This window comes from Curtobacterium sp. MCPF17_018 (assembly GCF_003234135.1).
GTDB lineage: Bacteria > Actinomycetota > Actinomycetes > Actinomycetales > Microbacteriaceae > Curtobacterium > Curtobacterium flaccumfaciens.
Map to the genome: position 1 here is coordinate 25,640 of NZ_QKSJ01000016.1, position 20,515 is coordinate 46,154.

Annotated in this window: 24 protein-coding genes and 1 tRNA gene; 17 read left to right on the top strand and 8 right to left on the bottom strand. The window is 72.2% G+C overall.

The features are described 5' to 3' along the window. Positions 1-20: 20 nt before the first annotated feature. From DEJ27_RS15645 to DEJ27_RS15660, 4 genes are all read left to right on the top strand, one after another. A complete protein-coding gene (locus tag DEJ27_RS15645; RefSeq protein ID WP_111091385.1) occupies positions 21-542 on the top strand; it encodes a cyclophilin-like fold protein in 522 nt (173 codons plus the stop codon). Positions 543-680: 138 nt separating this feature from the next. Continuing rightward, a complete protein-coding gene (locus DEJ27_RS15650; protein WP_110862150.1) occupies positions 681-1,529 on the top strand; it encodes an alpha/beta fold hydrolase in 849 nt (282 codons plus the stop codon). Then, positions 1,522-2,094: a TetR/AcrR family transcriptional regulator gene (locus tag DEJ27_RS15655; protein WP_111091386.1), complete on the top strand. Its 573-nt coding sequence runs from the start codon at positions 1,522-1,524 to the stop codon at positions 2,092-2,094. Before DEJ27_RS15650 ends, DEJ27_RS15655 begins: the two co-directional genes overlap by 8 nt. After that, entirely contained in the window at positions 2,091-2,483 is a 393-nt protein-coding gene (locus DEJ27_RS15660; protein WP_111091387.1) for a hypothetical protein, read from the top strand. The genes DEJ27_RS15655 and DEJ27_RS15660 overlap by 4 nt, the downstream gene beginning before the upstream one ends. 171 nt (positions 2,484-2,654) lie before the next feature. Here DEJ27_RS15660 and DEJ27_RS15665 read toward each other — a convergent pair whose 3' ends face one another. Together DEJ27_RS15665 and DEJ27_RS15670 are read right to left on the bottom strand one after the other, a co-directional pair. Continuing rightward, the gene (locus DEJ27_RS15665) at positions 2,655-3,959 is read right to left on the bottom strand and encodes a glutathionylspermidine synthase family protein (RefSeq protein ID WP_111091388.1); all 1,305 of its coding nucleotides are present in this window, start codon (positions 3,957-3,959) and stop codon (positions 2,655-2,657) included. Then, complete coding sequence (locus tag DEJ27_RS15670) at positions 3,959-4,330, bottom strand: tRNA-dihydrouridine synthase (RefSeq protein ID WP_258369942.1); 372 nt, start codon at positions 4,328-4,330, stop codon at positions 3,959-3,961. Before DEJ27_RS15670 ends, DEJ27_RS15665 begins: the two co-directional genes overlap by 1 nt. A 160-nt stretch (positions 4,331-4,490) precedes the next feature. Here DEJ27_RS15670 and DEJ27_RS15675 point away from each other — a divergent pair, with 160 nt between their 5' ends. Next, complete coding sequence (locus DEJ27_RS15675) at positions 4,491-4,844, top strand: hypothetical protein (RefSeq protein WP_110862139.1); 354 nt, start codon at positions 4,491-4,493, stop codon at positions 4,842-4,844. On the opposite strand, the gene DEJ27_RS15680 is transcribed toward DEJ27_RS15675, so the two are convergent. Both DEJ27_RS15680 and DEJ27_RS15685 read right to left on the bottom strand, forming a co-directional pair. Then, complete coding sequence (locus DEJ27_RS15680; RefSeq protein ID WP_110862137.1) at positions 4,819-5,484, bottom strand: hypothetical protein; 666 nt, start codon at positions 5,482-5,484, stop codon at positions 4,819-4,821. The two genes, DEJ27_RS15675 and DEJ27_RS15680, sit on opposite strands and share 26 nt — an antisense overlap. A 97-nt stretch (positions 5,485-5,581) precedes the next feature. Further along, positions 5,582-6,028, bottom strand: coding sequence for a helix-turn-helix domain-containing protein (locus tag DEJ27_RS15685; RefSeq protein WP_258370376.1), 447 nt, complete (start codon positions 6,026-6,028; stop codon positions 5,582-5,584). Between the two features lie 85 nt (positions 6,029-6,113). Between DEJ27_RS15685 and DEJ27_RS15690 the strand changes: the two genes are divergently transcribed. Then, positions 6,114-6,989: an oxidoreductase gene (locus tag DEJ27_RS15690; protein WP_111091391.1), complete on the top strand. Its 876-nt coding sequence runs from the start codon at positions 6,114-6,116 to the stop codon at positions 6,987-6,989. 324 nt (positions 6,990-7,313) lie between these two features. On the opposite strand, the gene DEJ27_RS15695 is transcribed toward DEJ27_RS15690, so the two are convergent. Beyond that, positions 7,314-8,285, bottom strand: a complete 972-nt coding sequence (locus DEJ27_RS15695) for an SDR family NAD(P)-dependent oxidoreductase (RefSeq protein WP_111091392.1) — start codon at positions 8,283-8,285, stop codon at positions 7,314-7,316. A gap of 106 nt (positions 8,286-8,391) precedes the next feature. Here DEJ27_RS15695 and DEJ27_RS15700 point away from each other — a divergent pair, with 106 nt between their 5' ends. Further along, positions 8,392-9,318 carry a helix-turn-helix transcriptional regulator gene (locus tag DEJ27_RS15700; RefSeq protein WP_111091393.1) on the top strand — a complete coding sequence of 309 codons (927 nt, stop codon included), beginning with the start codon at positions 8,392-8,394 and terminating at the stop codon, positions 9,316-9,318. Positions 9,319-9,334: 16 nt separating this feature from the next. Here the strand turns inward: DEJ27_RS15700 and DEJ27_RS15705 are convergent. After that, positions 9,335-9,407, bottom strand: a tRNA-Val gene (locus DEJ27_RS15705). Positions 9,408-9,492: 85 nt separating this feature from the next. Here DEJ27_RS15705 and DEJ27_RS15710 point away from each other — a divergent pair. From DEJ27_RS15710 to DEJ27_RS15730, 5 genes are all read left to right on the top strand, one after another. Beyond that, on the top strand, positions 9,493-10,137 hold the full coding sequence (locus DEJ27_RS15710; protein ID WP_111091394.1) for a SatD family protein: 645 nt from the start codon (positions 9,493-9,495) through the stop codon (positions 10,135-10,137). Then, a complete protein-coding gene (locus DEJ27_RS15715) occupies positions 10,137-11,033 on the top strand; it encodes a hypothetical protein (protein WP_111091395.1) in 897 nt (298 codons plus the stop codon). Before DEJ27_RS15710 ends, DEJ27_RS15715 begins: the two co-directional genes overlap by 1 nt. Before the next feature lie 43 nt (positions 11,034-11,076). Then, positions 11,077-11,610, top strand: a complete 534-nt coding sequence (locus tag DEJ27_RS15720; protein ID WP_111091396.1) for a hypothetical protein — start codon at positions 11,077-11,079, stop codon at positions 11,608-11,610. 65 nt (positions 11,611-11,675) lie between these two features. Further along, positions 11,676-12,656, top strand: a complete 981-nt coding sequence (locus tag DEJ27_RS15725) for an aldo/keto reductase (protein WP_111091397.1) — start codon at positions 11,676-11,678, stop codon at positions 12,654-12,656. Continuing rightward, positions 12,653-13,204 (top strand): hypothetical protein, encoded by a 552-nt coding sequence (locus tag DEJ27_RS15730; RefSeq protein ID WP_110862117.1) that lies wholly within the window; start codon positions 12,653-12,655, stop codon positions 13,202-13,204. Before DEJ27_RS15725 ends, DEJ27_RS15730 begins: the two co-directional genes overlap by 4 nt. An 18-nt stretch (positions 13,205-13,222) precedes the next feature. On the opposite strand, the gene DEJ27_RS15735 is transcribed toward DEJ27_RS15730, so the two are convergent. Further along, the gene (locus DEJ27_RS15735; protein ID WP_258369940.1) at positions 13,223-14,797 is read right to left on the bottom strand and encodes a phenylacetate--CoA ligase family protein; all 1,575 of its coding nucleotides are present in this window, start codon (positions 14,795-14,797) and stop codon (positions 13,223-13,225) included. After that, on the bottom strand, positions 14,794-15,864 hold the full coding sequence (locus DEJ27_RS15740) for a hypothetical protein (RefSeq protein ID WP_110862255.1): 1,071 nt from the start codon (positions 15,862-15,864) through the stop codon (positions 14,794-14,796). The genes DEJ27_RS15735 and DEJ27_RS15740 overlap by 4 nt, the downstream gene beginning before the upstream one ends. 106 nt (positions 15,865-15,970) lie before the next feature. On the opposite strand from DEJ27_RS15740, the gene DEJ27_RS15745 reads away from it, so the two are divergent. The 5 genes from DEJ27_RS15745 to DEJ27_RS15765 all read left to right on the top strand — a co-directional run bounded on the left by DEJ27_RS15745 (position 15,971) and on the right by DEJ27_RS15765 (position 20,419). Continuing rightward, complete coding sequence (locus DEJ27_RS15745) at positions 15,971-16,345, top strand: holo-ACP synthase (RefSeq protein ID WP_171907809.1); 375 nt, start codon at positions 15,971-15,973, stop codon at positions 16,343-16,345. A gap of 81 nt (positions 16,346-16,426) precedes the next feature. Further along, a complete protein-coding gene (locus DEJ27_RS15750; protein WP_051596691.1) occupies positions 16,427-16,714 on the top strand; it encodes an acyl carrier protein in 288 nt (95 codons plus the stop codon). After that, entirely contained in the window at positions 16,711-17,886 is a 1,176-nt protein-coding gene (locus tag DEJ27_RS15755) for an acyl-CoA dehydrogenase family protein (RefSeq protein ID WP_111091398.1), read from the top strand. Before DEJ27_RS15750 ends, DEJ27_RS15755 begins: the two co-directional genes overlap by 4 nt. Then, positions 17,883-18,833, top strand: coding sequence for an amino acid--[acyl-carrier-protein] ligase (locus DEJ27_RS15760; protein ID WP_110862110.1), 951 nt, complete (start codon positions 17,883-17,885; stop codon positions 18,831-18,833). The genes DEJ27_RS15755 and DEJ27_RS15760 overlap by 4 nt, the downstream gene beginning before the upstream one ends. Beyond that, positions 18,830-20,419: an alpha/beta fold hydrolase gene (locus tag DEJ27_RS15765; RefSeq protein WP_110862108.1), complete on the top strand. Its 1,590-nt coding sequence runs from the start codon at positions 18,830-18,832 to the stop codon at positions 20,417-20,419. Before DEJ27_RS15760 ends, DEJ27_RS15765 begins: the two co-directional genes overlap by 4 nt. The last annotated feature ends 96 nt before the right edge of the window (positions 20,420-20,515 follow it).

Genomic DNA, 20,515 nt, shown 5'->3' on the forward strand with positions numbered 1-20,515 from the left:
CACGAACGAAGGGAGCCCCGATGCACATCCGCACCAGACGCCGGACCCCCCTGGGTCCGCTGGTCGCGCTGAGCCCGCTCGCGCTGGTGGTGGGGGCGCTCGCCGGGTGCAGCGGCGTCGAGCACGCGGAGACGCCTGCGTCTGCGTCGGCAACGACAGCTCCCACGATCACCACCCCGACGGAGGCCGACCCCGTGCGCATCACCATCGAACTCGACGGCGAGACCCTCACCGGCCGGTTGACCGAGAGTGCGACGGCGCGCGCGCTGGCCGCCCAGCTGCCGGCGACGCTGACGTTCTCCGACCACGGCGGGCAGGAGCAGATCGCTCGGCTCCCCGCGCCGCTCGACACCACCGGCGCCCCGAGCACGAGCGATGCGCCGGTGGGCACCATCGCCTACTACGTGCCGGACCAGTCGATCGTCCTGTACTACACGGACGTCGGCAGCTTCCCGGGGATCGTGCCGATCGGCGCCGTCGACGACGTCCAAGCGGTGCGCGACCTGCCGTCCGGCGCCGCGACCATCCGAGTCCGCGACTGATCCACGTCCGTCCGCCTGCCCTCCTGAACAGGAACACCGTGATCAGGACCGGCACGTTCCCGCCGACGAGGTGGTCTTGACTTTTTGGCTACGGCCATTAGCCTTTGAGTTACTACCCGTAGCCGAAGGAGCCACGTCATGCTCGAACACCTGGACACCGAGGGCGGCACGATCGCCTACGACCTCTCCGGATCAGGGCCGCTCGTGGTCCTCGCCCACGGCATGGGCGACAGCCGCCACTCCTACCGCTTCGTCGTGCCGGAGCTCGTCGCGGCCGGTTACCGGGTGGCGAACGTCGACCTCCGCGGGTGCGGCGACTCGAGCACCGGGTGGGCCGGCTACGAGCGCGCCGACATCGCACGCGACCTCGTCGCGGTCGCCCGTCACCTCGGTGGCCCGGCCGTGGTCGTCGGGCAGTCCATCAGCGGAGGTGCGGCGACGATCGCCGCGGCGACCGCCCCGGACCTGGTGGCGGGCATCGTCGAACTGGCGCCGTTCACGCGCAAGCAGTCCGTCGACCTGGGCGGACTCCTGCGCAACCGCCGACACCGCGCCGGCACCGTCCAGCTCGCGCGGGTCATGACGAACGGCAGCCTGCCCGGCTGGCTCGCGTACCTCGACATCGCGGTCCCCACCAAGCCCGCCGACTGGGCGACGGAGCGCAGCCGCATCGAAACGACCCTGCGGAAGCCGGAAAGGATGGCGGTCCTCCGTGCCATGACCCGCACCTCACCCGCCGACGCCGGCGAGCAGCTGGGCGCCGTCCGGTGCCCCGTGCTGGTCGTCGAGGGCAGTGCCGATCCGGATTGGGCCGTGCCCCGCGCCGAGGGCGAGCGGATCGTCGCCGACCTGCCGGACGGCCTCGGGGAACTCGCCGTGATCGACGGTGCCGGCCACTACCCCCACACCGAGACCCCGACTGCGGTCCTCACCCTGCTGCTGCCGTTCCTCGCCCGCACGCTGCCCGTCGCAGGTCCCGTTGCCTAGGGCGGGGCTCGACCCGGCAACCGTCACCGAGGCCGCGGCGACGCTGGCCGACGAGATCGGCCTGGCCCAGCTGAGCATGAGCGTCGTCGCCGACCGCCTCGGGGTGAAGGCGCCGTCGCTGTACAAGCACGTCGACGGACTCGGCGACCTCACCCGCAGGATCGCGATCCTCGGCGCGAACGAGCTCGGCGACGCACTCCGCGACGCCATGCAGGGGCGCAGCGGTCGCAGGGCCCTCGAGGCGGCGGTGCAGACCGTGCGCCGGAGCGTCCAGGAGCACCCGGCGCGGTACCAGGCGGCCGTCAGCATCCGGCCGACCGGCGCCGAGGACCCCCTGGCGGTCGCACTCGGCCGCACCCTGGCGTCCTTCGCCGCGGCGCTCCGCGACTACCCGCTCGACCCGGGCGACGAGGTCCACGCGCTCCGGGTGCTCCGCAGCGTGCTGCACGGGTTCGCCACGATCGAGGCATCGGGCGGATTCCAGATGGACACGGACGTCGACGCGAGTGCCACGTGGATGGTCGACTTCCTGGATCGCGGGTTCCGTGCCGCGACGACACCGTGACCGTGACCACGGCGGCGCGCCCGTCGAGGCCCGTCGGTCACGACCCGCTCCGTGGCGGCCTGCGGTTCCTGGCGGAGCTCGTCGCGTGGGTGGCCGTGCCGTGGACGCTCTGGCCCCACTCGCCGGTGCTCGCGATCGCCGCCGTCCTGGTCCTCGTCGTGCCGCCCGCGGTCTTCGGCACCCCGGGCGATCGCCCCGGCGGCGACCCGCCCGTCGCGGCACCCGGAGCGGTGACGATCGGGTCGGTCCTCGCGCACCTGGTGGGGGCCGTCGTCGCGGCCTGGGCCGTGTGGCCGACAGCGGTCGCGATCGCCGTCACGGTCCTCTGCATCGCCGTCGTCGTCTCGGAACAGCCGCGGTGGCGGGCTCTGGTCGGCCGCGGTCGCTGAGCCGTTCGTCGGCTGTCGTCATGGCAGCAGCAGGCCGAAGCCCTCCCGCTCCGTGTGGTCGGCGAGGAGACCCAGTGGACGCGGCTCACCCCGGAGGCGTTGCGCCGGTGGCGGGAACGGCTCGTCGCGCTCCCGCCCGAGGAACGCGGCGAGATCGTCGACTGACCGGCGTCAGACCGCGATGACGTTCGGGGCGAACCGGCACCAGTAGTCCGTGATCGGCCCGTCGGACTCACGGATGCCGACGCCGAAGGACTCGCCGCCGACGACCCACGACCCGAGCACCGGGTGGTTGTGCCCGTTCGACCCCGGGAAGTCCGGGAGCTCGTGGTACTGCTGCCACACCCGTTCGGCCCCGGTGCCGGCGCGCCGGTACTCGCGACCGTTCGTCGTGACCGAACCGTCGGCCCGGTGCACCGCGATGCCGTCGCCCTCGCGCCCGAACACGGGCTTCACGACGAAGTCGCGCATGCCGTTCGGACCGTCCGCGAAGGCCGGCAGCAGGTTCGGGTGGCCGGGGAACAAGCGCCAGAGCGCGACGAGCAGCAGCTTGTTCGACAGGAACATCTTCCACGCCGGCTCGTACCAGCGGCCGAGCCGCCCGCGGTCGCTGACCAGGAAGGCGCCGAACTCCTGGTCGCCCTGCGCCCGGTCGTCCCCGGAGACGAGGTCCTCCCACGGGTACAGCTTGAAGAGGTTGCGGATCACCGGGTACTGGGTCCCCGGCTCGTCCCCCGGCAGCGTGAACACGCTCCGAGACGAACCGGCCGGCTCCTGGTCGCCGACGAACTGACGGGCCGTCGCGTGCCAGCCGATGTCCTTCATCTCGATGCCGGTGTGCTCCCACCCGGCCTCCCCCGCCAGGTCGCGCATGTAGGCCACCGTGTCCCAGTCCTCGCCCGCCGTGTCGAGGTCGGAGTGCGCCACGAACAGTCGGCCGCCGTCCTCGGCGCGCAGGGACTCGTGCAGCAGTGTCCGCCAGCGCGCAACCATCGCCTCGTGGATGCCGTTCCACTGGTCGGTACCGGCGGACAGTTCGCCGGTCGCGAGCCGGTCCTGCATCCAGTGCCACTGCGTGACCGATGCCTCGATCAACCCGGTCGGGGTGTCCCCGTTGTACTCGAGCATCTTGGCGGGTGAACCGTCCCCGGCGTAGGCCAGGTCGAACCGCGCGTACAGGTCGGGCTCCTCGTGCTCGAGCGACCAGGCGGCGAGGTCGAACCCGGCTCGTGTCAGGCCCAGCGTGCCGAGGGCGCCGGTGGCGAGGTACCGCGCGGCTTCGAGGCACATCCGGTGCAGTTCCTCGGTCTGCCGCTCGAGCGCCTCGACCTCCGGCAGCGTGAAGACGTACGCGGCGGTCTCGTTCCAGTACTCGACGGGCGTGCCGTCGTCGCGGACGGACCGCGAGTAGATCAGCCCCGTCTGCTGGATCCGGCGCCGCCAGTCCGGACGCTCGGGGAACTCGATGCGCTCCATCAGCCGCCGAACCCACCGTGTCCGCCGGCTCCGCCGAAGCCACCCTTGGTGACGGAGCTCCCACGGGACGAGACGCCGGCCTTCGCGGTCTTCCCGGCGGGCAGGGCGCTCGTGCCGCCGGAGACCGCTTCCCCCACACCGGGGACCCTGGTGGCACGGTTGGCGAAGAGCGGCAGGAAGTACCAGCCGGCGTGTCCGCCGTGGTTGTTGCAGTCGTCGTCCGGCAACCGCTTCTCGGTCGCGTTGTCGCGGCAGATCTTCGCGTAGTCGCTGTCGACGCCGGCTCCCTCGCCGCACCCGGTCAACGACGCTGCCAGGGCTGCGACCACCCCGATGGAGACGACACGGGAAGCACGGCGACGAACACTCACGAAGGGGAACAGTACCGCTCCCGACGAACCGGTGTCCGCGTCGGCGCGATCTCCACGCGCCAGGGACACGCCGATCAGCACCGTCCAGCGCACGACGTGCAGCACCGGCCCCCGAAGCGGCGGTGCCGATGCGCGCCCGGTTGCTGCCGGGATGACCGACGTGACCACGACCACGCGCCGCGCCGATCCCGACGCCGCTGTCGACGGCTTCGAAGGCGGCTGGTTCCGCATCGACGACGAGGTCGAGTTCCTGGACGACGTGGTGTGGCGACCCGCCGCGGGGACCGAACCGGGATCCGCTGCGGCTCCCGCTGCGGTCATCGTCCGTGGCGACCCCCGCGAGCACATCGGATCGACGCTGCCGCTCGCCCGGCTCGACGAACTCGACAGGCCGGCCACCGTCCCGGGGTCGGCACGACACGGACTGGAGGCCCGGTGCCAGCTGGCACCGGGCCTCCGGTCCGTGTCGTCTTCCGTCTCCTGCTCCGTCAGGCGACGACCACCTGCGCGTTGACCAGGATGTCGTGCAGGTCGGGACGGAGCGCATCCTGCGAGGTCGTCCGGACCTTCACGATGAGTGCTGCGCCGGGCTTGGCGAACGCCCGCGCCACGGTCGCCGACCAGGACCCGTCCGTGTTGTGCCCGGCGATCGACAGGAACTGCGCGGTCCCGCCGGTGATCGTCGGCAGGAGCTGCTCCTCGAGCCGGTCGGCCGGCAGCCCCGCGGCCGTGAACAGCTGCTCGGTGGCTGCACGGTCCCCGATCGTCGGGTCGAGGTCGGTGAGCCGCTGCTGCGTGATCGTCGCCACGGAGCCCTCTGCGTTCGTGTACTCCCGCGACCCGGTGGTCGGGTCCTCGCCGGTCTGCTCCCAGCCGTCGAGCGCCGAGACCTGGAGCCCGAACGCGGGCAGCATGCTCGCCGAGAGCGCGTCGCCGTCCTCGAACGTGAGGTCCTTCGTGGCGGAGTCGGCGGTGGCTGGCGCGGTCGGCGTCTCCGTCGGTGCCTGTGTCGGCGCTTGTGTCGGCGCCGGCGACTGCGTTGCGGCCCGCTCCGTCCCCGGTGCCGTGGTGCCGGTTCCGGCGCAGCCGGAGAGTGCGAGCACGACGATCACGGTCGCCGTCCCCGCGGTGGTGATCCTGGATGTGATGGACATGTGGTTCCCCCTCGGATCACACCGTGCGCCCCGTGCACCGGTCGGTCCGCCTGGAAGCCTACGGTGCACAGGACTGCGGCCACCACGTGACCACGGGTCATTCGTCGGCGTCGAACCGTGCCTGGTGCGCGGTGACGTCGTCACGGTGGGCCTCCGACCAGCGCTTGAGCTGGCGGACGGTCTCGTGCAGCGACAGTCCGAGTGCGGTGAGCTCGTAGGTCACGGACACGGGGACCGTCGCGATCGCGGTCCGGGCGACGAGGCCGTCGCGCTCGAGGGACCGGAGCGTCTGCGTCAACATCTTCGGGCTCACCCCGGCGAGCACCCGCGCGAGCTCGGAGTACCGCATCGGGCGCGGGTCGCCGTCGCAGTCGGGACCGCTCCCGAGTGCGGACAGCACCAGGGTGACCCACTTTCCGGAGACCCTGCCGAGGAGCTGCTGACTGGGGCACGCCGCGAGGAACGCGTTGTACTCCGCCTTCGCCGTGGCCTTCTTCTCCGCTGCGGTCATCGTCGCCATGGCGTCCTCCGGGTACCTACGCACTTCTGGGTAACTCCTTCCCATCAGGAAGCAGCTTGCCCAGAGTGGATCACGTACCGCAGATCCACAAGACCGTGAAGGGCACCCCATGACCAACACCACCACCGCGGGACTCCCCGGCGGCACCTGGACACTCGGCGATCGCGTCGTCAGCCGGTTCGGGTACGGCGCGATGCAACTCGCCGGCCCCTGGGTCGTCGGCCCGCCGAAAGACCACGACGGCGCGATCGCGACCCTCCGCGAAGCAGTCGCAAGCGGCATCACCCACGTCGACACTTCCGAGACGTACGGCCCACGGGTCGTGAACGACCTGATCCGCGAGGCCTTGCACCCCTACCGGTCCGACCTGCTCATCGCGACCAAGGCGGGCGGGCGACGGGACCCGCAGGGCGGCTGGCCGGCCGCCCGGAAGCCGGACGAGATCCGGGCGCAGATCGACGACAACCTCGAGACCCTCGGAGTCGACGTGCTCGACCTCGTGCACCTGCGAGCAGGTGACGCGCAGGGACCCGTGGAGGAACGGATCGCCGAGGCCTTCGAGACGCTGGTCGACCTGCAGCAGCAGGGGGTGGTCCGGCACCTCGGGATGAGCAACGCGACTGCCGACCAGGTCGCGGAAGCACGGACGATCGCCCCGATCGTGTCGGTGCAGAACGGCTACAACCTGGCGAACCGCCAGGACGACGAACTCATCGACCGGCTCGCGTCCGACGGCATCGCCTACATCCCGTTCTTCCCCCTCGGCGGCTTCGCGCCGCTGCAGTCCGAGGCACTCGCACGGGTCGCCGCCCGGCTCGGAGCAACGTCGATGTCCGTCGCGCTCGCCTGGCTGCTGCAGCGCTCCCCGAACGTGCTGCTCATCCCGGGCACGTCCTCGGTGGCGCACCTGCGCGAGAACATCGCCGGTGCGGCGATCACGCTGTCAGAGGACGACGTGCGGGAACTCGACCAGATCTCGGGGTGATCCGCGGTGCCGGGCGTTCGCTCGCGCGGCGTCCGGCACCGGCCGGCCAGGTTGCGCCGGTGTTCTTCTCCCCCCCCCCCCCCCGAGGGCGCCGATGTGGTCCTGACGAAACGACAGTACGAGTTGGCGCTGGCCGCTCGGCAGGTGGGCCGGCTTGCCGCAGCCGCAGCGGTCGTCCTCGCTCTCGCCGCGATCACTCTGACCTACCAGACACGCAGAGCCTCTCGCGTTCGATGACGATCGCCGATCGAGACATGGCCCTCCCGGGGTGACGGCAACGCGTCGGGCCGCGCCCGGCGGCTCGCGGCGACACTGGGGAGCAACTCAACGCTGGGCCGCAGGCCGCACGACGATCGCGTTCACGTCGACGTCGGGTCGCTCGGCCACCGCGTAGGAGACGGCCCGGGCGATCGCGTCGGCGGAGATCGACTCGGCACGGTAGACGACCATCGCGGCGGCGGCGGAGGCGTCGGTGATCGTTGCGGCGAGCTCGGACTCGGTGACTCCGGGCGACACGGTGGTGACACGGATTCCACGCGGTGACTCCTGACGCAGCCCCTCGGTGATCGCCCGTGCTGCGAACTTCGTCCCGCAGTAGACGGCAGCCGTGGGCGAGACGTCGTAGGCGCCGACGGACGCTATCGTCACGACGTGGCCCGTGCCCTGCGCGAGCATGGTGGGCAGTGTCGCCGCGATGCTGTGGAGGAGGCCGCGGACGTTGACGTCGATCATCGTGTCCCACTCGTCGACGAGGCCTGCGGCAAGGGGCGACAACGGCATCACGCCGGCGTTCGCGACGAGCACGTCGATCCGCCCGAAGCGTGCCCGGGCAGCAGCCGCGAACTCCTGCACCGAGGCGAGGGCGGTGACGTCGAGCGGCACTGCCATCGCCGTACCGCCCGCCCCCTCGATCTCGGTGACGAGTTCGTCGAGCCGGTCGGTGCGCCGGGCCCCGAGCACGACGGGGTGGCCGGCCGCGGCGAGGCGGATCGCCGTCGCGCGACCGATGCCACTCGAGGCGCCCGTCACGAGGACGACCTTCCGTCGGTGCAGCACCATGCCCGCGTGGTGCAGGACGTCGTCCCTGAAGTCGCCGTCCGCGGTGAAGCCGGTGTCGTCTCGGTAGTCGATGTGGTCTCCGTCGACCTCGTAGGTGCCCACGTAGGCCGCCTCACGGTCACCTCGGGCCTCCACGTAGCGGCCGTCGGGCCGCAGCTCGTGGCGGATCCGGCCATCGGCGGTGACCCAGAGGCCGAGGTATGGGTGAACGGGTTGGGGTGCGCTGCTGGTGTCCATGCTCCGAGCCTCGACGCCGTGCAGCCCCCGACCATCGCCCTGTCCTGCCGGGGTGCGGCAGGACCAGGGAGGCGGAGCTCCTGCCACCTACCCTGGTCCCGTGCCCATGCCCGCCGACGACCTCACCCTCGCCGCGTACCTGCGCGCGGTCCGCGGCCGACTCGCCCCGGAGTCGCTCGGACTGCCAGGCGGAGGTGTCCGCCGCGTGCCCGGGCTCCGCCGCGAGGAACTCGCCGTGCTGGGCGGCCTCAGCGTCGACTACTACACGCGCCTCGAGCAAGGGCGGGAGGTGAGTCCCGGCGCCGCCGTGCTCGAGGGCATCGCCGACGGGCTCGAACTCGAGGGCGACGAGCGCGACCACCTGTTCTCGTTGGCAGGGCTGGTTGCTTCGCCGCGAGTCCCCCGCGTGGCGACGTCGGTGACGCCGGCTCTCGGGCAGCTGCTCGACTCGTGGTCGACACACCCCGCGTTCGTGATCGACCCCGCGCACGAGGTCGTCGCCGCGAACGCCCTGGCCCGTGCGGTGTACGCGACCTTCGGACGCTTCGACAACCTCGTGCGGATGACCTTCCTCGACCCGACGGCGCGGCACTTCCACGCCGACTGGGCCCGCGCCGCCGACGCAACCGTCGCGAGCCTGCGGGCGGCGAGCGCGGAGTTCGGGAGCGACCCGCGCCTCCTTCGTCTCGTCGCGGAAGTGAACGACGCCAGCCCGGAGTTCGCCGAACGGTGGAGCACGCAACGGGTACAGCGCAAGACGACCACCGCGAAGCGGTTCGAGCACGGGGAGGTCGGGCGGCTGGAGTTCGACGCCCACACCTTCGCCGTCCAGGGGTCACCCGGCCTGCAGCTCGTCGTCTACGGCTGCGAGGCCGGCTCGGCAACGGCGCGCGCGCTGATCCTGCTGTCCACCGGCACGGCAAGCACATCGAGGATCAACGAGCCGGCGGCGACCTCGAAGCCGACTGGCCGCGCCCCCTCAGCGACTGACGGATCGTCGGCCGGTCCCGGTGGCGGACCGGCCACGCGCTGAACCCGGGTCTTCTCGGTGGGCCCTGCCGGGATCGAACCGACGACATCCACGGTGTAAACGTGGCGCTCTACCAGCTGAGCTAAAGGCCCTCACGACGATCCTAGAGCGTCACGGCGGCCGATGAGGTTTAGCCCCAGACTTACTTTCGACGATATGAAGCTCTACGCTTAACCAATGCAGTCCGAGCCCGTGATCGCCGTGATCGTCGACCTGGTCGACTCCCGCACGCTCGAGGACCGCTCCGCAGCCCAGCACGACGTGGAGCGCGCGTTCGACAGTACCGCTGAGGTCACCGCGCTCGATCCCCTGCGCGCCACCGTCGGCGACGAGTTCCAGGTCATCTACGGCACGCTCACCGACGCCCTCGTGGCGACGACGGCCGCGACCCTCGCACTCCCCCCGACCGTGCAGATCCGCCTCGGCATCGGCCGGGGGCAGGTCCGGACGATCGGCACCGGCGGCGCCGGGCCGCTGCAGGACGGTCCGGGCTGGTGGTCGGCGCGGGACGCCATCAACGAGACCCACCGGCGCGAGGACGGCCGGACCGCGTTCCTGCGGTCCTGGTACCACGACGCCGACGACCGCCACGGAACGACGGAGCGACTCGTGAACGCCTACTTCCTCAGCCGCGACCACGTCGTCTCGCGACTCGCACCCCGCGCGCGCCGGATCGCACTCGGTCTGGTCCAGGGCCGCACGCAGGCGCAGATCGCCGCGGACGAGGGGATCACCCCGTCGGCGGTGTCCCAGTCCGTGCAGAAGTCGGGCGTCGCCGCCCTGGTCGAGGGCCTGCGCGTCCTCGGGGACGGGGGCCGCTGATGCTCGCCGGAGTCCTCCTGACCCTCGTCGGGCTCGCCGACGTCGTCCGCGCACGGACCGGGACCGACGCGGCACCACGGCGCGTGCTGACCACCACGGTGATCGTCCTGCTCTGGGCCGCCGTGACGGCTGTGGCGGTGCTCGGCCTCGGCCTCGCGGTCTGGTCGGTGCTGGTCACGGTCGTCCTCGCAGCCCTGTGGGTCGCGACCACGATCCCGGTGCGGTCCGGGGGCGCACCCGGCAGTGGCGCTCGGACACTCCCCTGGCTCCGCCGCTCCGGGTCCTGGCCGGCCGTCCTGCTCGCGGTCGCCGTCGCCGTGCTGCTGCTCGGGGCGCCGACTGCCGACGCGTCCGGCTTCGTGGTCGACTGGCACCGTGACGCCGGCCAGGCGTTCGTCGGGGCGGTCCCGCTCGCGGCGCTCGTCGCCGGCATCGGCTCCGCACTGTTCCTGGTCGACTCGGCCAACGTGGTCGTCGCCCAGGCGCTGCCGCCGGGGCTGTCGCCCGACGCACGGCCCGGCGCGGTGGCGGCCGAACCGACCCGCCGGAAGCGCTTCGGCTGGCGCCGCACCACCCGGGCAGGCGGAGCCGACGGGAACGCAGACGCCGACACGGACACGGACACGGACACGGACACGGACACGGACGGCACGGTCACCCTCAAGGGCGGACGCATGATCGGCCCGATCGAGCGCCTGCTGTTGGCCGGGTTCTCGCTGGCCGGCGCCTTCCCCGTCGTCGCCGCGCTGATCGCCGCGAAGGGGATCGTCCGCTTCCCCGAGATCCGCCGCGAGACGACCGGGTACCAGGCCGAGTACTTCCTGATCGGCAGCCTGGTGAGCTGGGCGATGGCCTTCGCCGCCGCAGGCATGTGCTGGTTGCTGGCACTGGGCTGACGAACGCACCCGGCCCCCGATCACCGCAGGTACGCTCTCCCCCGTGAACGGTGTCGGAGTCGGTGTCCTCGACGAAGCCGGGCGGCTCCGCCTGCTCGGTGCGGGTGTGACGGGCGCGGCCTTCGCCGTCGTCCTGGTCATGCTGGTCCTGTCCTCGTGGACCGAGGCGACCACCGCCGTCCTGGTCTCGGTCGGCATCCCGACCGCCGTCGCTGGTGCCGCGATCGCCGTCGTCCTGCAGCGCCGCGCCTGGCGCGCCGAGGGCGGCTACGAACGCTCGATCGCGGTGCGCGAGTGGATCGCCGAGGGCGAGGTCCCCGCGGGCGTCCCGGCGGACCAGTGGATCCCGCTCGTCCAGGCCCAAGCCGACCGTGAAGGCGCCGGCTGGGGCAAGGTCGTCCTCGGCGTGCTGTGGATCGCGATGACCTGGTCGATGCGCGACCAGCACGGCACGCTCATCACGACGATGCTCATCCTGCTGTGGAGCGCGATGGCCCTGTGGGCAGCCGTGTGGGTCATCCCCCGCGCCCGGGCGGCGCGAGCGCTCCTGCGCCGCGGCGTCTCCACGATCGGCTGAACCCCGCTCGGCTGAACCCCGCCCGGCTGAACCCCGCCCGCGCGCGCCTGACTACGCTCGGACCCATGCAGAGTCGCACCCTCGGCCGCACCGGCCGCTCCGTCTCCCCCATCGGTCTCGGCACCTGGCAGTTCGGCGGTGACTGGGGCCCCGTCTCCGAAGCCGACGCGAACGCCGTGATGGACGCCTCCGTCGAGTCGGGCGTCACCCTGTTCGACACCGCCGACGTCTACGGCGACGGCCGGAGCGAGCAGCTCATCGGCGCGTGGCGTGCCGCGAACCCCGACGTGCCGCTGACCATCACCACGAAGATGGGCCGTCGCGCCGACCAGGTCCCCGAGAACTACGTCGCCGCGAACTTCCGCGAGTGGGTGGACCGCTCGCGCCGCAACCTCGGGCAGGACACCCTCGACCTCGTGCAGCTGCACTGCCCGCCGACCCCGGTCTACGAGGACGACGCCGTCTACGACGCCCTCGACGCGCTGGTCGCCGACGGCTCGGTCGCCGCCTACGGCGTCAGCGTCGAGACCGCCGACCAGGCGCTCACGGCGATCGCCCGGCCCGGCGTCGCGAGCGTCCAGATCATCCTCAACGCGTTCCGGCTCAAGCCGCTCGACCGCGTGCTGCCGGCGGCCCTGGAGGCCGGGGTCGGCATCCTCGCGCGCGTCCCGTTGGCCTCGGGGCTGCTCTCCGGCAAGTACACGACCGACACGTCGTTCGCCGAGGGCGACCACCGCAACTACAACCGCCACGGCGAGGCCTTCGACCAGGGCGAGACCTTCAGCGGCGTCGACTACGACGACGGGGTGCGCGCCGCGCAGACCTTCGCGGCGTCCCTGCCGGACGCCGTCTCGGTCCCGCAGGCGGCGCTCGCGTGGATCATCGCGCAGGACGGCGTCACCGCGGCGATCCCCGGCGCCCGCAATCCGGAGCAGGCCCGGTCGAACGCCGCAGCCGGCGACCTGCCGCCGATCGAGGGACTGGACGCCACCGTGCACGACCTGTACGACACCTGGTTCCGCGCGAGCGTCCACGAACGCTGGTGAACCTGCGGAGCGTCGCGGTCACGGCGGCCGCACTCCTGCTGGTGTCCGGGTGTGCCGCACCCGGACAGGTCACCGCCCACGACGCTCCGCCCTGGCCACGCCCCACCGACCTGACGGGTCGCGCGGATTCCGCCGGGCTCCGGAACGTCTGGGGCGAACGACTCGCCGAGCACGTGCACACGCACCTGACGATCCTGGACGGCGACGAACCGGTGACCGTCCCCGCGAACGTCGGGCACTCGGACAGCCGGAAGTTCGCCGCGGAGATCCACACGCACGACACGTCGGGCATCGTGCACGTCGAGTCGCCGACGGAGCAGACGTTCACGCTCGGGCAGTTCTTCGACGAGTGGGGCGTCTCGCTCGGTCCGGAGCACGTCGGTGGCCTGCGCGGCGAACTGACGGTGTGGGTCGACGGGCACCGGCGGATCGGCAACCCGCGCTCGATCGAGCTGACGGACCTGCGCCAGATCGTCCTCGTCGTCACGACCGTCGGCGAGGTCCCGCACCTGCCGGCGCCCTTCGACTGGCCGCCCCAGTACGACTAGCGCCGGAACCGGCTCGGCTCAGGCCTCCTTCGCCGCGACCCACGACAGGTCGAGGTCCCACTGCGCGACCGACCCGGCCGGCAGCTGCCACACGTACTCGTTCTTGAGCTTCTTGCCGTCCTCGCGGAACGGCCCCGTCCGGTACGGGTAGAACGCCACCGTCGGCAGCGTGCCGGGCGGCGCCGTGCGGATCGCGTTCGAGAAGTCCTTGTTCAGCCGGCGCAGCTCCGCGATCACCTCACCCCGGGCGGCATCCGCGTCGAACCCGCCAGCACCCGAGGCGAGCTGGAACGCGATGTGCAGCTGCCGGTCACCGCGGTCGTCCTCGTAGCTGATCAGCCGGTGGTTCTCGACGGCCTCGAGCAGCTCCGGGTCGCCGTACACGACGTCCCGCACCACGTCGGGTGCGACGACGGCCCCGTTGTAGTCGACCGACAGGTCGGACCGGCCGTAGTGGAACAGCAACGGCAGGTCGAGCTCGGCCTCGGCGGCGAGCGCCGCGTGTCCGGTCGCCCGCAGCACGGACCGCAGCTCCTTCATCCGCACCACGTGTCCGCGGTCGTGGATGTTGTAGCGGATGCGTGGGCTGATGTTCTCGGAGCGGGCGATGGTGACGACGAGTTCGCCGAGGTCGTTCGTCTCGATCAGGTAGCCGAACGGGTTGAACTGGAAGACCATCGGCAGCACCCCGTACTCGCCCTGCTTGGTCAGGGCGGCGGAGAGTTCCGGTGACGCGGCGATCGCCCGGCGCAGCTGCACGCTGAACGGTGTCTCGATGCCGAGGTTGATCTCGAGGTCGCTCGCCCCGTAGGAGCCGAGCACGGCCTGCGCGTACTGCTCGATGTGGGCGCGCATGTTCTCGCTGATGCCCTCGCCCCCGAACGCGGCGACGATCGTGTACCGGCTCCAGTCGAGCCGGTCGTCCTCGAACAGGGCCTTCAGGAACGGTGGGTAGCTGCAGATGATGTAGGTGAAGTCGGTGCCGAACTCGCGCATCGTCTGCACGATCTTGTCGCGGTCCGGGCCGATCGACTTGATCATGGAGGACTCGGTGAGCGAGGCGGTCACGTTCATCCCGGTGGCCCATGCCCCGAGCGAGAAGGCGTTGAGCACGAAGGGCTGCTTCGACAGGTCCTTCGCGGTGCGGGAGAACCCGAGCTGCAGCAGCTGTCGGGTGGCCTGGCGTTCGTCGGGGCCGCGCACCCAGCTGGTCGGGGTGCCGCTCGACCCGCTGGACTCGTCGACGACGACTCCGCGTCGGGGCAGGCGTCCGTCGATGCAGCGCTCGGGGATGCTCCAGCGCTTGACGTAGGAGTCCTTGTCCATCTCGGGGAGTCCCGAGATCGCCGCGGCGATCCCGCCACGGGTGTCGAGCCGGGAGGCGCGTCCGGACTCCGCCAGGAACGCGCGGTACGCGGGGACCCGCTTCGCAGCCCGTTCCGCGGTTCGCCATGCGCGCCAGCGTCCGAGGGTCCAGCGGAGCGGCTCGATGCCCGGTGTGAGCAGGAGCTTGTGGGTGCCGACGCGGGGCATGAACAGCGCGACGAAGGTCTCGACGATCCTCACCACCGAGAACACCGCGGCGCGCTTCACCGGGTCCGCCCGACGGTCATCGCTGCTGCGGGTCGGCGGTGTGCCAGGGGTGGCGGGTCGCTGTGTCCGAAGCGGAACAGCATCCAGGCCATCCGCCCGTCGGACTCGTCGACGCCCGCGCGTTCCACGAACGCGGCGTGTGACCGCGGGTTGGTGATCACGGTCCCGAAGGGGTGCACGGCGATGCCGCGTGCGGAGAACTCGAGCCAGATGCGCATGAAGACCCGTCCGGCTTCGACGTACTCGGCCGGGGTGCTGAACGGTCCCTCGAGCCAGGCGAGCTGTCGGACGCCCCGCATGGTGGACAGGTACACCCTGCGGAAGACCCCGCCGATGCCCGGGGCCTGCCAGAGTCCGCGGTGCTCCATGGCGAACCGGAGCACCGGGCCGGGCATGAGCATCGTCTCGGCGGACAGCCCGTCGCCGGTGGCCGCTGCCTGTCGCTTCGAGAACCGCAGCCAGTGCAGGATCTCGTGGTGCACGGCGTCGTGCTGCAGGTCGTCGAACAGGGTCTCCTGGTTGACGCGCACGATCTCGTCGACGGTGGCCCGGTCGTCGGTGGTCCGGAAGCGCTGCCCGGCTGCCGACGCGATGTCGGACGCGGCCTCGATCGCGTCGGTGTCGACGAGCGTCGCGTCGTAGGGCCTGCGCGAGGTGCGCCGTGCGAGGAAGCCGGCCAGGGCCTCCCGGTCGTCCGCGGTGACCACGTGCGGACGCAACGTCACCGTGCCCAGCCGGTGCAGGTGGTCGTCCGCCGTCCCGTCGTGCCCCGGACCGTCGTCACCCGGACCCGCGCTGAGCCGACCGAAGTCCATCTCGGCGTGGTCGAGCCGTTCCTGCACGGTGAACCCGTGCGCCCGTGCCACCACGTCGAGCCCGGCCAGGAACACCCCGGCGCAGACGTGCCCGAACGGGATGCCGAACGACTCCGCCGGCAACCCCCGTCGCAGGTCGTAGAACACGGTCGCGGTGCGGTCGTCCTCGACGCGCACGACGATCGGTTGCGAGTTGTGCGGCGACGGGTAGTGCCGCGCGTCCTCGATGATGCCCGTCCACGGTGATGCCATCGTTCCCCCTCGGTGGTCCCTGGCGACGATCATACGAATCCCCTCGGCGCCCCATGCCCCTCGGGGAATGCGCTGTGGAGAACTCGTGCGTAGCCTGCTCCTCGTGATGACCATCCGCACCGGCACCGACCTCGCCGCGGTCGAGGACGTCGTCGACGCCGTGACGGCGCACGGCGAGCGGTACCTGGACCGGGTGTTCACCCTTCGGGAGCGCACCGACACCGGCGACGACCCGGAGCGGCTCGCTGCCCGGTTCGCGGGCAAGGAGGCCGTCGTGAAGCTGCTGCGGCCGGCTCCGGACCAGGCGATCCCGCTGCGTGACGTCGCCGTCGTGCTCGATGCCGGCGGGGCCCCGACCGTCGAGCTGTCCGGGGCGGCCGCGGCCCTGGCGGAGTCGATCGGGTGCGGCCCGATCGCGGTCTCGTTGGCACACGAACGGGGGCTCGCGGTGGCGACGGCGGTGGCCCTCTCGGAGCGCTGACCCGGTGCTCCGGACAGGGGTGCGGTTTCCCGCACCCGCACGGCGGTTTCCCGAGGGCCGTTCCTCTTTATGGTTGCCGTCATGGAACAGGACCCGAACCCCTCCAGCACCACCGCGACGATCGCCGACCCGGCCACCGACCGGGCCGTCCGTCGCGCCCTCGCCGAGCACGGCCGGCTGACGGTCGACGCGTGGGACGTCGCGTCGATCGCCGACCTCTACGCCCTCGGCCTGACCTCGCACGCCACCGTCAACGTGATGCTCGCGGTGGAGTCGGACCTCGACGTCGAGTTCCCCGACTCCGTGCTGAACCGGTCCACCTTCGCGAGCGTCGAGTCGATCACCGCCGCCGCGGAGCTCGCCTCGTGACCCTGGTCCTGCCCGCACCGTCGGTCATCGACCGCTTCGCCGAGCGTGCGAGCGCGGTGGCCGAGGTCGCCGCACAGTTCGCCGACGAGGTCGACCGCGACGCCCGGCCCCCGCGCGAGGCCATCGCCGCGATGCGGGAGTACGGCCTGCTCGCGGCAGCGGTGCCGACCGAGCACGGTGGCGAGGGTGCCTCCGTGTCCGAGCTCTCCACGATCGCGACCGAACTCGGCCGGGCCTGTGCCGCGACCGGCATGGTGTTCGCGATGCACCAGGGCCAGGTCATGGCGCTCTGGCGGCACGGCGGCGACGGTGCCGGCGTGCTCGAGACCATCGGGGCCGTCCGTGACGGGGCGCTCGTCGCATCGGCCACCACCGAGCGCGGCGTCGGCGGCGACGCCCGGCGTTCCACCTGTTCCATCGAGCCCACCGACGACGGCCGGATCCGCCTGCGCAAGGACGCGCCGGTGATCTCGTACGCCACCGAGGCCGACGCGGTGTTCGTCACCGCCCGCCGCGACCCGGACGCCCCGGCGTCGGACCAGCGACTGCTCATCTGCCGCACCGACACGATGGTCCTGTCGCAGACGTCCACCTGGGACACCATGGGGCTCCGCGGCACGTGCAGCAACGGGTGGATCCTCGACACCGAGACGACGACCGACCGGGTGTTCCGCGACGACTACGCCACGATCTCCGCCCAGACCGTCCTGCCGGTGTCGCACGTGCTCTGGGCCTCGGTCTGGCTCGGCATCGCGGTATCGTCCGCCGAACGTGCCCGCAGCGCCGTCCGCAAGCAGGCCCGCGCCGCCGTCGGGACGACCCCGCCCGGTGCCCTCCGGCTGGCCGAGCTCCTGGTCGACCTGCAGGCCCTGGCCGACTCGGTGCGCCACGCCGCCGAACGGTTCGACGCCGCCGCCGACGACCCGGACGTGCTGGCCTCGAGCGCGTACGCCCTCGCCGCGAACGCCCTGAAGATCGGTGCGTCCGAGCGCGTCACCGACATCGTCACGAAGGCGCTGCGCATCGTCGGGATCGCGGGCTACGCCGCCTCGGGTCCGATGAGCATCGCCCGACACCTCCGAGACGCCCACGGTGCCGCCGTCATGGTGAGCAACGACCGTCTCCTCAAGAACGACGCCGACCTGGCCATCATGACGGGAGTGATCCTGTGACCATCACGGACACCACCACCGCGGACACCGCCGCCGCACTCGACGCCGCACGCGCCGCCCTCCGCGCCCGCCTGCTCACCGACGGCGTCCTCCTCGACCTCGGCACGCCCGGCCTCTACGGGCGCACCGGGGTCTTCGAGCGCGTTTACGCCGCGGTCGACGCCGCAGCGGTGCGGAGCCAGCAGCACCTCGGCGCCGAGGTGCTGCGCTTCCCGCCGGTCGAGCCGCTCGCGTCGTTCGAGCGCACCGACTACATCGCGTCGTTCCCGGACCTCGCCGCGTCGATCTCCGGGTTCACCGGCGACGACCGCACCCACCGCGCACTGCTCGCCGCCCGTGAGCGCGGTGAGCGCTGGGAGGGGTTCCTCGAGCCGGCCGACCTCATGCTCACCCCCGCCGTCTGCCACCCGGTCTACGGCCTGATCGGCGACACCGTGCCCCAGCAGGGCCGGGCCTTCGACGTCCTCGGCGACTCCTTCCGCCGTGAGCCCTCGCTCGACCCGATGCGCCTGCAGGCCTTCCACATGCACGAGTTCGTGCACGTCGGCACCTCCGCGTCCGCGGCGGCCCACCGGGACGGCAGCATCCCGGTGATGCGCGCGCTGCTCGAGTCGTTCGGGCTCGAGATCGACGTCGTCCCCGCGAACGACCCCTTCTTCGGCCGCGTCGGGCAGATGCTCGCCCGCAACCAGGTCGAGCAGGCGCTCAAGTTCGAGTTCGTGACGAAGGTCTACGGACCCGACCACGACGCCACCGCGATCAGCTCCGCGAACCTGCACGAGGACCACTTCGGCACCTCGTTCGGCCTCCGCACCGAGGACGGACAGGTCGCGCACAGCGCCTGCATCGCGTTCGGCCTGGAGCGCATCACCATCGCCCTGTTCGCCGCCCACGGCACGGACCTCGACGCCTGGCCGGCGTCCGCCCGCGCCGCCCTCGCCCTGTGACCACGCTGCACGGCTGGTCCGGATCGCCGGCGATCCGCGCCGCGGTCCAGCTCCCCGACGCCGCCGCGCGCGCCGGCGTCGTCATCTGCCCGCCGCTCGGGCAGGAGGGCGTCATCGCGTACCGCACGCTCCGTCTGCTGGCCGACCGCCTGGAGGCCCGTGGCATCGCCTCGGTGCGCTACGACCCGTCGGGACGTGGTGACGGCGCCCCCGACACCACACCGGACGCGCAGGTCCGGTCCGCGCGCCACGCCGCCGCCGTGCTCCGCTCGACGGGGGTGCAGCACGTCGCCTTCGTCGGGTTGGCCTCGGCCGCCCTCGTCGCGGCGAACGCGGCCGCTGACACCGACGGCCTCGTCGTCTGGGACGCCCCGGCATCGGGCAAGGGGTGGCTCCGTCGGCAGCGCGCCCTCGCGACCATCACGATCGGTGCCGACCGCGTGGTCGACGGCGTCGAGAGCCTGATCGGGTTCGACGTCGAGCCGGACGAGGCCGCCGCACTCTCGGACCTCGCCTTCGCTGCGCGCACCGGGCCCACCGTCGCGCTCGTCCGTCCGGGTGCCCGGCCGCCGAAGGCCCTCGGTGGCGTCGACGTGACCGAGGTCACGGGCAACGCCGAGCTCCTCGACGGCACGAGCATCCACGCCCGCATCCCCGGAGCCGCCGTCGACACCGTCGTCGCCTGGCTCGACACCTGGGCACCCGAGACGGCGGTGCCCGTCCGCGTGCCCGTCCTCGACGAGGTCCTCGACGTCGACGGCCGCGTGTCGGAGCGGATCGTCCACCTCGGCGATCAGGGGCTGTTCGGGATCGAGACCGTCTCGTCCGCCCAGCACCACGACGCCCCCGTCGTCGTGCTCCACAGCGGCGGCGCCGAGCACCGGGTGGGCGCCACCGACTACCAGGTCGAACTCGCCCGCGCCCTCGCCCGCGACGGCGCCCGGGTCGTCCGGGTCGACCGCCGTGCCACCGGCGAGAGCACCGGCGTGCACGAGGACGAGCGGAGCTTCCTGTTCGCGCAGGAGTGGGTCGAGGACCAGTCCGCCGTCGTCACCGCCCTCGCCACGCCCTCGGACCGGCTCGTGCTCGTCGGCATGTGCGCCGGCGCCTGGGTCGCGGGCCGCGCCGTCGAGGAGGCCCCGCGCCTGGTCGTCGAGATCAGCCCGAACGACTACCGTCGCGTCCCGGCCGAGCCCGGCTCGTACGCCGACGGGGTCCGGGCTGTCGACGCCCCGTCGCCCGCCCGGATGTGGGTGCGCGAGCGGTACAACCGGTTCGTACCGAAGGCCGTCCGCGACCGGATCGCCCGTCGCGACCGGATGGGCGGGGTCGTCGGCCACGTCCGCCCGCTCGTCGAGCACGGCACCGACGTCGTCGTGATCGTCGCTCCCGAGGACGCAGCCCTGTTCGACCGGCTCGGCGGGCAGAAGGCCGTCCGGCGCTGGCCCGGTGACGACCGTCGCGGCTCGGTGTCCGTCGTCCGCGTCGAGGACGGCGACCACGCGCTGTTCTCCCCGACGATGCGCGAGGCCGTCGTCACCGAGGTGCGCTCCCGCGTCGCGGCGACGTTCCCCGTCCACACCTGACGAGGGCCGCCCGGCGGGCAGTCCGTGCGGGTGCAGGTTCCGACGATCCACGTGTCGAACGACTCGTGGTCTGTCGCCAGATGCACACGCATGCAA